The sequence below is a fragment of the Polyangium jinanense genome (assembly GCF_028435265.1).
Classification (GTDB): Bacteria; Myxococcota_A; Polyangia; order Polyangiales; family Polyangiaceae; genus Polyangium; species Polyangium jinanense.
The window spans coordinates 1-11,222 of sequence record NZ_JAGTJK010000123.1 but is presented as its reverse complement, the minus strand read 5'-3'; the positions used below and the strand labels follow the sequence as shown (position 1 = coordinate 11,222).

At 68.3% G+C, this 11,222-nt stretch carries 10 protein-coding genes; 5 read left to right on the top strand and 5 right to left on the bottom strand.

Translation table 11 applies throughout. The annotated features are described in order from the left end of the window. Positions 1-281 precede the first annotated feature (281 nt). Entirely contained in the window at positions 282-1,265 is a 984-nt protein-coding gene (locus KEG38_RS54370) for a hypothetical protein (protein ID WP_272429100.1), read from the top strand. Here the strand turns inward: KEG38_RS54370 and KEG38_RS54365 are convergent. Continuing rightward, entirely contained in the window at positions 1,262-1,852 is a 591-nt protein-coding gene (locus KEG38_RS54365; protein WP_272429099.1) for a hypothetical protein, read from the bottom strand. The genes KEG38_RS54370 and KEG38_RS54365 overlap by 4 nt on opposite strands. 98 nt (positions 1,853-1,950) lie before the next feature. Here KEG38_RS54365 and KEG38_RS54360 point away from each other — a divergent pair, with 98 nt between their 5' ends. From KEG38_RS54360 to KEG38_RS54350, 3 genes are all read left to right on the top strand, one after another. Then, complete coding sequence (locus KEG38_RS54360; protein WP_272429097.1) at positions 1,951-2,973, top strand: hypothetical protein; 1,023 nt, start codon at positions 1,951-1,953, stop codon at positions 2,971-2,973. A 69-nt stretch (positions 2,974-3,042) separates the two neighbouring features. Further along, positions 3,043-4,176, top strand: coding sequence for an STAS domain-containing protein (locus tag KEG38_RS54355; RefSeq protein WP_272429096.1), 1,134 nt, complete (start codon positions 3,043-3,045; stop codon positions 4,174-4,176). Between the two features lie 211 nt (positions 4,177-4,387). Beyond that, positions 4,388-5,587: a hypothetical protein gene (locus KEG38_RS54350; RefSeq protein WP_272429095.1), complete on the top strand. Its 1,200-nt coding sequence runs from the start codon at positions 4,388-4,390 to the stop codon at positions 5,585-5,587. A gap of 2 nt (positions 5,588-5,589) precedes the next feature. Here the strand turns inward: KEG38_RS54350 and KEG38_RS54345 are convergent, their stop codons facing one another. The 4 genes from KEG38_RS54345 to KEG38_RS54330 are packed head-to-tail and all read right to left on the bottom strand — an operon-like array spanning position 5,590 to position 10,148. After that, complete coding sequence (locus KEG38_RS54345) at positions 5,590-6,783, bottom strand: MYXO-CTERM sorting domain-containing protein (RefSeq protein WP_272429093.1); 1,194 nt, start codon at positions 6,781-6,783, stop codon at positions 5,590-5,592. Next, complete coding sequence (locus tag KEG38_RS54340) at positions 6,780-7,901, bottom strand: TolB-like translocation protein (protein WP_272429091.1); 1,122 nt, start codon at positions 7,899-7,901, stop codon at positions 6,780-6,782. Before KEG38_RS54340 ends, KEG38_RS54345 begins: the two co-directional genes overlap by 4 nt. Positions 7,902-7,927: 26 nt before the next feature. Then, positions 7,928-9,160 carry a CapA family protein gene (locus tag KEG38_RS54335; protein ID WP_272429089.1) on the bottom strand — a complete coding sequence of 411 codons (1,233 nt, stop codon included), beginning with the start codon at positions 9,158-9,160 and terminating at the stop codon, positions 7,928-7,930. 34 nt (positions 9,161-9,194) lie between these two features. After that, a complete protein-coding gene (locus KEG38_RS54330) occupies positions 9,195-10,148 on the bottom strand; it encodes a hypothetical protein (RefSeq protein WP_272429088.1) in 954 nt (317 codons plus the stop codon). 153 nt (positions 10,149-10,301) lie between these two features. Between KEG38_RS54330 and KEG38_RS54325 the strand changes: the two genes are divergently transcribed. Then, on the top strand, positions 10,302-10,856 hold the full coding sequence (locus KEG38_RS54325) for a hypothetical protein (RefSeq protein WP_272429087.1): 555 nt from the start codon (positions 10,302-10,304) through the stop codon (positions 10,854-10,856). The last annotated feature ends 366 nt before the right edge of the window (positions 10,857-11,222 follow it).

The window sequence follows — 11,222 nt, the reverse complement described above, 5'->3', positions numbered from 1 at the left end:
CTGCGCATCGCGCAGTTCTTCCCCCTGAGGTCCAGGGCTTGCCCTGGTTCGGGTCGAGGGGCGAACAGCCCCCGCGGGGCCCGGGGCAGCGCCCCGGCGCGGCGGCCCCAAGAAGAGGAGTATCGAACGTTATGGTTTGCCCGCGCAGCGGTCGCGCGCGTCGGGGTCGGGTCGAGCCGCCGTGGTCTGGCACGCCAAGCCGCGCACGAACACGGCTCGGATTTTTCGCACCTTGCGCTTGCTCTCGGATACGTTGGGATCGGAGAGGAGAGAGTAGGGTCGTGAAAAACGGAATTGGGGTTCGTCGTGGGCTGTCACGTTTGGTTGCGGTAGGGCTCGCGTTCGGCGGCCTCTCGTCCGCCCTTCCAGCGCGCGCGCAACAAAACCCCCCGGCGGAGACCCCGCCTGCCGCGCCGGAGCCCGCGGCGAAAAAGACCCCGGCGCCGTACTCGTTGCCCTTCATGCTCCGGCCGGTGACCGCGGGGAACGTGGTTCGTCTCGACACGACGTTCGCGTTCTCGAAGACGAAGACCACGGTCCCGGTGCTTCTGCTCGGGAGCTACAAGATCCTGCCGAACCTCGCCGCCATCGTGCGGCTCGGCATGATCCACAGCGAGACGTCGGGGCCCGAGGGCACGAAGGCCACGTCGTTCATCAACCCCGCGATCGGCGCGCTCTACTCGATTCCGCTCGGCGAGTCGTGGAAGGTGGGCCTGTTCGCCGCCACCACGATCCCCGTGGGCACGGGCGGCGGCGACACGCCCGACATGGCGACCCGCACGGCGAACCTCGACGGCATCTATGCGCGCGCCTCGATGGACAACGCGCTCTTCCAGATCAACTACATGACCCCGATCGTCGGTGCGGGCATCGGGTACATCGCGAACGGGATCACGCTCCAGGCCGAGGTGACGCTCTTGCAGCTCCTCCGCGTGCGCGGCGCCACGCTCGACAAGGATGCGGCCCGGACGAACCTCACCGCGGGCCTGCATTTCGGGTGGTTCGTGATTCCGCAGCTCTCGATCGGCACCGAGCTCCGCTACCAGCTCTGGGTCTCGAACGAGACCATCGAGAAGGGCACCGATCCCACGCGGATTGACAACTGGACGCTCGGCTTCGGGCCTCGCGGGCACTTCAAGCTGAGCGACAAGATGTGGCTACGCCCCGCGGTCTCCTTGACGATGGGGCTCGATCTGCCGACGGGATTCTCGGGCGGCGGGCTCGAGTACAAGATCGTGCAGGTCGACGTGCCGTTCGTCTTTTAGCCGAGGGTCGCGTGCAGCACCTCGCGCGCCACGCCGAGCAAGCGCTGGTAATGCTCGGCCACGGGGCGCAGGCCCGCCATGAAGATCACGAGGCCGCCGGGGCGCATCTCGAGGTGCCCCTGAAAACCCCAGCTCGCGAGCATCGAGCGCAGGCGCGGGGGGAACGCGGCGGCGGCCTCGACAGGCGAGGCGGCGAACGTCGTGACGTGCTGATCCCAGAGTTTGTCGCCGATCTGGACCTTCGGCGGCGGCGCGCTTTCGAGGTAAGCGACGCGCGTCACGAAGTGCTCGCCGACGCGCATGGCCGCGCGGCGCACGAGGTTCGGGTGCGCGGCGTAGGCGAAGATGGTTCGTTCGAGCGGCTCGGTCTCGAGGTCCGGCGCGTACCAGGGTTCGACGAGCACGTACGGGCCGTGAGGTGTCTGTCGCGTGACCGAGTGGAGAAAGTGGCCCGGAGGCGCGATGTTGTCGTGCGGCTCCCACGGGCGGAACCAGCTCTCCCCGGGGAACGGGTTCCACGCGAAGCCATTCGCATACGCCCATGCGCCGACGCGATCCGCGCCGAAGGATCTCAGGTGGCCCGACACGCGGAGAGAGCGTAATCCGGGAGGCTCGGCGACGTAAAGGCCGAAAACGTTGGGCTCGCGGGCCGCGGCCGGAGAGGATATCCTCGACGCGGGACGGCATGACACGGATCGCGCCACGGGCGACGTCACACGCGGGGGATCGCCTGGCCGACGGGATGCGGGTGTTCGCCCTGCCCCCGCCGGAGATCGGGGACGTTCGTTCGGTCGGAAGCACCATGCAGGCCGGGGAGAAGCCGGTGACGCTTTCTCTGCGGGCCCTGCGGACGTCCGTGCTCGTGGCGTTCAGCGCGGTCGCGGTGGGCGTGGTCTCGCTCGTGCCCATCGGGATGCTCGTGTGGCTGCTCCGGCAGCTCGGCGTCGGCGCGCCGCTCACGGAGGCGATCGCCGCGGCGCTGACGGTCGTCGCGGCCGCGGTGGGGGCGTGGTTCGCGGCGCCGATCGCGTGGGAGGTGAATGGCCCGGTCGCGTCGTGCACGTATGTGGGCAAGGACGGGCTCGCGCGCCACACGTGGGGCGATCCGCTGCCGCGCGTGGTGCTCCGTTTCGAAGATGCACGCGCGCTGGTAAAGGTTGTGCGCACCCGCCAAAAAGGCGATTCGAACCGCGTTGAATTCGATCTGCGCTGGATGGGGCGCCGGGGCGCCTTCGTGGCGTTCCGGATCCACGGTGTTTACGAGGGCGAGAGGCCCACGGCCGGGGCGCGGCCGGAGCATCAGGAATATCTGTTCGCCGTGGCGGCCGAGCGCGCCTGGAACGAGTGGCTGCTCCGGAAGGCGCGCGAGGACGTGGAATCCCACGGCGCCCTCGAGATCGGGCGGGACGCGCGGGATCTTTCACGGCGGGCGCGGATTGGGCGCGAATTCATTGAGCTTTTCGATGGCGAGCGCGTGGAGCGATGGAGCGCGATCGAGGTGGATGAGATCCACGTGAAAGGCGGGACGGTCGTGATCCGCCGGATCGATCCGATGCGTGGAAAGCGCTCGATCGAGCGCCGCTACCCGGGGAGCGCACCGGGGGCGATGGATAACGAGAGCTTCTTTCCGCTCGCGCTGCGCGAGATTGCGGGTTTGCCCGTGGAACAGCACGAGTCGGGCCTGGGGGAGGGGCCTCGGGCGTGGTAGACACCGCGTTGGTTCCGTCCTAAACGAGGTCCCCTGCGACGTGCTGCGTCGCCCGTCGACGCCCGACCCATGAAGCTTCACGAACGGCTCGCCGCCCTGGAATCCTCCCCTGTCCCGACCTGGGTGTTCGACCTCGACTTCTTCCGCCAGCGCTGGGCGAACAAGCCCGCCCTCGAGCTCTGGCGCGCGAGCACCCCGGAAGAGCTCTACGCGCGTGATTACTCCGATATGTCGGAGTCGACGCGGACGCGGATGCGCGGGTACATCGACGGTTTCCGCGTGGGCCGGACGGCCGAGGAGGAATGGACGCTGTATCCAAAGGGCGAGCCCGTCACGATGAAGCTCTTCATGACGGGCGTGCCGCTCGACGATGGCCGGACGGGTGTGCTCATCCAGGCGGTCGTGAAGGAGAAGGCGCCGAGCCCGGATCTCGTGCGAAGCATCGAGGCGCTGCGGCACACGTCGGTGATGGTGACGCTGCTCGACATGGAAGGGGAGATTGTCCTGCAAAACCCGGCGGCGCAAAGCGCATTCGGGACCGCCGCGCCATTCCGCGCGCGTTTTCCGGACGATGTGATTCCGGAGGCGCTGCTGTCGGCGACGCGGGCGGGCGAGGTGTTTTCGCTGGAGACGGCCGTGCACACGGCCGTGGGCGAGCGCTGGCACGCGGTCGAGGCGCGCACGCTGCCGGATCCGGCGACGGGCAAGACGGTGATCCTCGTGCACCACACCGACGAGACGGCGCGGCGCGGGGCGGAGCGGCGCGCGGCCGAGGAAGGGCAGCTCGCGGAGCAGCTTCGGGGGACGCTCGCCATCGTGGAGCGGCAGAAGCAGGAGATCCTGGCCCTCTCGGCGCCCGTGCTCGAGGTCTCGTCGCGCACGATCGCGCTGCCGATCATCGGGGTGCTCGATTCCGCGCGCGCACTGGAGATGGAAGGTCGAATCCTGAACGCCGTCTCCGCGCGGGGCGCGGAGACCGTGATCCTGGATTTGACCGGAGCGGACGCGCTCACGGCGGAGACGGCCGAGCAGGTGGCGCGCCTCGGACGTGCGATTCGCCTGCTCGGGGCGCGCCCCATCGCCACGGGCATCACGTCGAAGCTTGCGCGGACGTTGGTCCACGCGAACGTGGATCTCGAGGGGATTCTCTTGCTCCGGAGCTTGCGCGACGGAATCGAGGCGGCGCGGTGCGAGCGGACGTAAAAATGCCCTCCGGGCACGGGGTGCGGGAGGGGGGCTTCTCGACTCACCATGAGCGCATGATATTGGTGGCTGTTCCGTAGGGAGCAGGTTTTCGGTGCGAAGCTCGGAGGCCCGAGCGCGCCGGATGGCCATAGAACCCCGCGGGGGCGCGTCCGGGACATTCTGTCCTGCGAGACGGCCGGGCGTTACTCCGCGAGGGGCGGGGGCAGTCATGAAACGTAACATGCATGGTTTGTTCACGGTTGCGCTGACGCTCGTGCTTGGGGTGGGCTGCGGTGAAGTGCCGGTCTCCGACCCAGGAGAGGCGGAGCCCATCGGGGAAAACGAGGAGGCGCTCACCGATTGCGTCGTCGATGCCGCGAAGGAGCTTTTCATCACGGATCTGTCGGTAATCCAGGACGCGCGGGCGACCGGACTCGGGAAATGGTCGTTCGGCTATGTCGTCCAGGAAATGGCGAAAGGCCACGACCAGCAGGAGTTCATCAAGGGATTCATGGAAACGTGGCTCACGGACCAGGTCGTCGACGGGCTGACGATCAAGGCGCGCGCCCGGATGGAAGAGCTCGTGCTCGGGCCCTGGCGGGCGAAGAGCGCGGACGGCAAGACGTACGATCTCGCCAAGGCGCCGATGTCCCTGCTCGCCATCGTGTACCGGCTCGATTTACGCAAGAAGTTGAACGTCGGCGAGGGCGTGGGCGAGGGGCGCATGGTGTACAACGTGCACGGGCCCGACGGGCGCGCCCTGCCGTTCACCATGATCTTCGAATACAGGCTGCCGTCGAACCGGGGACAGACGCCGGAGAGCTGGGCACGCGAATTCCACGCGCTCGGCGCGCTGCCGTTCGGGCCGGAGTACAACACGAAGCTCGAGGTGCTGACGGAGAAATTCGTGAGCGCGAAGTCGTGGCAAGGGATGCAGCCGGGGAGCGTGCTCAATCAACTGCGCACGAACGAGATTGCCCTGACCTTCGGCGACGCGACGCCCCTGTGGGAGCTGCGGCAATTCCAGATCAACTCCAAAGGGAAACTGCTGCCGGCGAGCGTGGGTCTGACGCCGGACCTGGTCCACAACAATACGACGCTGCTCGCCGATTTCGTTCGTCAGAACGAGCGCAAGATCCTGGACGGAACGCACAAGGTAGGCTCCCGGTTCAAGGGCGAGCCGTTCAACGGCGGATCGTCGCGCGTGCCGACGAACACTTTCACCTGGGAGGTCCCCGGCGCGGCCGAAAACCTCCGCAAGGCGTTCTCGATCGCGACGTGCAATGGTTGCCACGCGGGCGATACGGGGACGAACTTCCTGCACGTGGGCAGGAGCCGCAACGGCCCGGAGACGCGGATCTCGAATTTCATCCTGGAAACCGAGTTCCCGAAACGCGTGGCGGATATGAAGTCGCTCGCCTGCGAATGAGGCTAGAGGCGCGGACGGCGGCGGCGCGCGCCGAGGCTCGCCAGGACGGCGAGTGAGCCGAGGCCGAGCCACCCGGGAATCCGATCATTCGTGCCCGCGGCGCGGCACTGACACGTGACGACGCCGTGGACGGTGCCATTGCCGTCGTCCGTGGTGCCGGGGCCGCCGCCGGGGCCGCTTCCGCCGTCGTTTCCGCTGCCGCCTGTGCCGCCGTTTCCGCCTGCGCCGCCGCTTCCGCCTGCGCCTCCGCTTCCACCGCCGCCGCCCGCGCCGCCGCTTCCGCCTCCGCCTGCGCCGCCACTTCCGCCGACGGCTCCCGCGCACGCCGTGACGTGGGTCGGGCGTTTGTTCTCGCAATCCGTGGGGGAAGCGCAATCGGGCTCGGGCAGATCGGGCGGGCTCGTGCCTCCGCCGATGTCGCCGGGGTTCGGATAGGCCGGCTCGATCGTCTCCCACTGGCTATTGAATTCCATGAACCCGTAGACCTTCTCCTGGTACGGCGCGGCGCCGCCCACGGACGGCTTCCAGACACCGCGGTTCGGGTCGTAGTTCGGGTTGTTCGGATTGTTCACGTACGCCAAACCATTGTAGGCCCACGTGGCCGTGTACCAGTGTTCGACGATCTTGGGCTGGTTGTCGCCGACGCAGTTCGTCGCCTTCCATTTCGCCGCGAGGATGCGGGTGCTCGTGGCGAGGTTGTAGAACGGATCCGAGGCGACACGCTCACGGTCGAAGTCCGGGTTTTCCCCGACGTGCATGCCGCTCGTGACCTGCCCGATTCCATAACCGCAATCGAAGGAGATGATGGTCCGCGATTCGCCGCCGACCTGATCCGCGGGCAGGGTGGGGACGCAGAACTGGCGCCAGCCGGACTCGACCTTCGTGAGGGCCTTGAGCAATTCGCAAGGGAAACGCGCAGAGACGGATTGGTACGGCTCGGGTTTGCCGCAGCCCTGGCCGATGTCGGTGACGGAGGGGCCCTGGTCACCCCAGGCCGCGGGGCCCTGGGAGACGAGGTCGAAGATGACGTTCCATTCGTCGTTCGTCGGGTTCGTCCCGGCCACGGCCTCGATGGCGCAGCCGTGATCGTTCGCGGGGCTCGACGCGGTATACGAAGGGCAATAAGCGGCGGCGCCGCCGCTCGCGGCGAGGAGGGCGAGCGAGGCGGCGGCGGCGAGGGGGTGCTTGGGGCTCAAAGAGCACCTCCGTTCGCGGGGTAAAACCCGGCAATGGCCACGCGGCTCCCGCGAGGCGCGGGGAGGACGGAGGCGACGCCGGCCTCTGTATCGACGAGGAAAGGTACGGCGAGCGAGCTCGGCTGCGTGTGCAAGGCGGCGATCCAGCGGGAATCGGCAGTCGTGGCCGCGACGAGGTCGACGCCGGGGCCGAGGGGGCCGGCGACGCGCGCCTCGGCGTCGAGCGTGGAGAGTCCGCGGCCCGGGGGATTGTAAAGGACACCGCCGCTCGGGAGGACGGCCGGGGCGAGGGTCATGCTCGGGCTCGAAAAGAGGCGGCGCGCATGGCCGGAGGCGAGATCGATCTCGTCGATGACCCAGGTGCGGCTGTCGGTTTCGTGGCGGCCCTGGAAGACGAGCTTTTTACCGCTCGCGTCGATGGAAAAATCGCGGGCGAAGGGCGGTAGGTTTTTCACGATGGGACGCACGGCACCCGTATCGGGATCGACGGCGACGACGTCGGCGTGATCGGGCAGGACACGATAAAGGACGATCTCCTTGCCCGCCGCGCCCGCGAGGAAAAGGAGGTGTCCGTGCTCGGCATGGACGGCGCGGGTTTTTCCGGTGGAAAGGTCGACCTCGTCGACGGTGAGCGGATCGACGCGCAATCCGCCCTCGATTTCGGTGCCGGCGCGGCCGCGGGAGACGAAGATTCGGCCCGCGGAGGTGACGAGGGGGCGGCTCGCGTGGACGACCCGATCGACGAGCGCCTCGGGCGGCGCGTGGGGTCGCAGGCGGAAGAGGGAGGCATGAAAGGAGGCGTCGCGCGAGGGCGTGGTATCGGCCGTCGCGAGCACGTACGGCGTGCCCGGGACGACGGCGGCGCGCACGGCGGCGTCGGGCAGGTGCGCGAACGTGGCGACGGGGGCGGGATCCGCGCCTCCGCCGGCCTGGACGAGATAAAGCGAGGTGTGTTCGGCGCCCGGGAACGTGGCCAGGACGGCCACGCGAGGTCCGCGGACTTCGGGCGGCGCGGCGGCGTGGGCGGCCTTTGTGCCCTGAGGTTCGACGGCAGCGAATGCGAGTGCGACCGCGACGCACGAGGCGCCGAGGCCGAGGAGGAGCTTTCGCGTGAACATGTAGGAAGGGTAATGCCCGGCCGGCACTACGGAAAGTTCGATGCAGGAGAATCCGCGGATCTCGGCTTTTCGGTGCTGGAAGGCAGTGCGACGGGCGCGCATCCGTCCTCACCGGCGGGGCCGAGGCTCGCGCTTCCGACGCGGCGCGACAAGGCCTGGAATCGACCGAAAAAGTGAGATTCGTAGGCCTTGCGTCGAGGATCCTTGGCGAGGGGGATCGGCTCGATGCCGTGAATGCGAAACGGACACACGAAGAGGCGGGGAGGGGCGCCTTTTTCGAGCTCGAGTTTGACGGCGAGGCCCATCTCGGTCCACGGGTGGCCGCTGTGCATGCGCATGAGCAGGTTGCCGAGGCTGTAGACGATGGGCTTTCCGGCGTGGAACGAGACGCCCTGCACGACGTGCGGGTGGTGGCCGAGGAAAGCGTCGGCGCCCGCGTCGATCACGGCCTCGGCGAGGGCGCGTGTGCCGGGAAGTGGGTCTTCGCGGTATTCCTCGCCGCCGTGATAACTGACGAGGATCGCGTCGATGTCGCTCCGTTCGCGGAGGGCCCGCACGGCGCGCACGAGGGCTTCGCGATCGGCTCCGGCGACGTGGGCGCGGCCTGGGTGTCTGGAGAGGACGCCCTGGTTCCAGACGTCGGTGACCGCGAGGAAAGCGAGCCGGAACCCGCGGCGCGTGAGGATCGCGGGCTCGAAGGCCTTTTCGAGGGTCGCGCCCGTGCCCGCGTGGAGGACGGAGACGCGGTCGAGGTGATCGAGGGTCTCCAGCATGGCCGATTTGCCGTAATCCCAGGCGTGGTTGTTCGCCGTGGAGACGACGTCAATCCCGGCGCGCGCGAGGACGTCGGCCGAGGCGGGGGGACCATTGAAGACGAGGTTGTTCTCGGGGGAGACGGTCTCGTTTCCCTGATCGCTGATGGGCCCCTCCAGGTTGACGAACCGCACATCGGCCGCGCGGAGGAGGTGTTCCATTGGGGCAAACAGGGCGCGATCCGGCTCGCGCAGGAGGATCTGGCCGACGAGGCGCCCGAAGCTCACGTCCCCCGCGGCGAAAACGGTGACGAATGCGGGGGTTTTCGGCGCATCCGGCGTGGCGTCACCCGCGTCCTCGGCTCGAGGATCCGGGAGCGCGGGCGCGGTCGCCGAGGGCGCAGGGGCGGGCGCGAGATTCGGGGTGCCTTCGCGATCATTCCCACACGCGGCCGCGGCCACGAGGAGCGCGAGGGCGAGGGGAGGGACGATACGAGGTGGAGCCATGCGGAGGATTCCTCCGGGTAGCGCGTCGCCGACCCTAGCGCCACAGGCGCGAGGCGACGAGCCCGAGCTCCGCGAACACGACGAGGGTGGCGCATTGCAAGACGAACCGGCTCGTCGAGGAATTCGGTTTTCCGCGCACGATTCGATGGAGGAAAGCGATAACTGGCAGGCTCAGAAGGAGGCCCACGAAAAACCCCGTCCAGAGGGGCTCGCAACACTGCGGGCCGGCGCCGCACACGAGGCTCGATCCTTCGCCGTCCGATTCGACGCAGCCGCTCGGCGCGAGGCCGTACACGGCCATGGGGGTGCCGATGAGGCCGAGGAAGGCGAAGACGCAGCCAGTCGTGGCCGCCGCGGACTGGTTGTCGACCGGGGGCGCCTCGCCGCTCGCCCGGATGGGAGGCAAGGACGCGGCGAGGCGGGCGAGGGCGTCGACGATACGCGCGCCGCGCTGCTGATCGGGCGCGGGCTGGGTGAACTCGACGAGGTCGAGCGAGATGTTGCCCGCGGTCGAGTCGTCGATGCGGATCACCGCGCAATTGTCGCCGAGGAGCGAGAGGATCGCGGCGCGGGCGTCGGGCGAGGCGAGGAGGGCGCGGACGAGATCATCGTTGATCAATGTATCAATGAAGACCGCGTCGTCGAACGCGGGATCATCCGTCTGGATTTCGCGATCGACGCCGTCGGCCTTGCCCTGGCGATTCGCCGCAGTCTCCTTGCGGAGCACGAGGTTCATGGGCCGCGGGACGAGGAGCGGCCCCTCGCGGCGGCCATTGCGATACCCCGCCTGGACGAAGCGCGGCGAGGATCCCTGCTCCGAGATGAGTGTCTTGACGTCGAGCGAGTCGGTCGATCCCGGGCTGAAGCGGACGTGAATGGTCCGGCCCTCTTCCTTGACGATGACGAACTCGTTCGTGTCGGCAGAGACGCCGGCAAGGGCGCGGAGCTGCTCGACGAGCGTCTTCTGGGAGGGATCGATCTGGCTCACGAGGTCCGTTGTACAGGCGTCGGACGAGGGATTTCAACGATGAGCGCCCAGGCGAGCACGTCGAGCCGGCGGCATCGCTCGTGCAAACCGTCGCGCCGGTGTGCAAGACGGTCCCCCCGGGGCCGATGCATTCGTCAGGAAGGGAGAATGACCATGGCCGTGCTCTCGACGTCCGCCTGGGTGCTGCATGATCTCGGCCTCGCGGCCGGCTTCGGTGGTCCGCTGTTCGGCAAGCTCGCGCTGCACCGCGCGGTCCAGGACATCGACTCCGAGCAGGAGCGAGGACAGGTCCTGCACGACGCATGGAACAGCTACAACGTGGTGACCGCGGGGAGCCTGGGCATCGCGGCGCTGACGTGGTTCATCGGTCGCGCGGCGATCTCGGGGCGATCCATCGACGAGCAGACGCGCGGGCTCGTCCTCGCGAAGGACATCCTGCTCGGCGCCGCCGTCCTCACGGGCGCGGCGAACATCCTGAGCGGTCAGGAGCTCGGCAAGCAGGCCCCGGAAGGCGCCGTGCCCGTGCAATCCGGCAACGAGCCGTCAGCCCGGACGCCCGAGAAGGCGAGAGGCCTCATGCGCTTTCTGAGCGTGATGGGTCCGATCAACCTGGCGTGCACAGCGGGCGTCATCGGCATCACGGCGGTTCTAGCAATGAAGTCCGGGCAGTCGACGAAGTGGAGCTTCCTCTCGCGGCTTCTGCCCTGATTTCACCCTTGGGGCCGCCGCGCCGGGGCGCTGCCCCGGGCCCCGCGGGGGCTGTTCGCCCCTCGACCCGAACCAGGGCAAGCCCTGGACTCGAGTTGGAAGAACTGCGCATCGCGCAGTTCTTCCACGGGCCGGTGGCAAGACTACAGACAGCGTTGCCAATCGACACGTCAGCGCGGCGTCTTGGTTTGGCAGGGCCTTCGCTGGTCTTGAATCGGCCTGTTCGATGAACTGCGCATCGCGCAGTTCATCGACCCCGGGTCCAGCCCCTGGCCTGAGCATTGGTCTCATCTCGCGAGCCCATTCTCCCTGAGCACCCGTAGCATCTCTGCTGCGGGTGCCAGTCGTTCGAGCCCGCGGCTGATG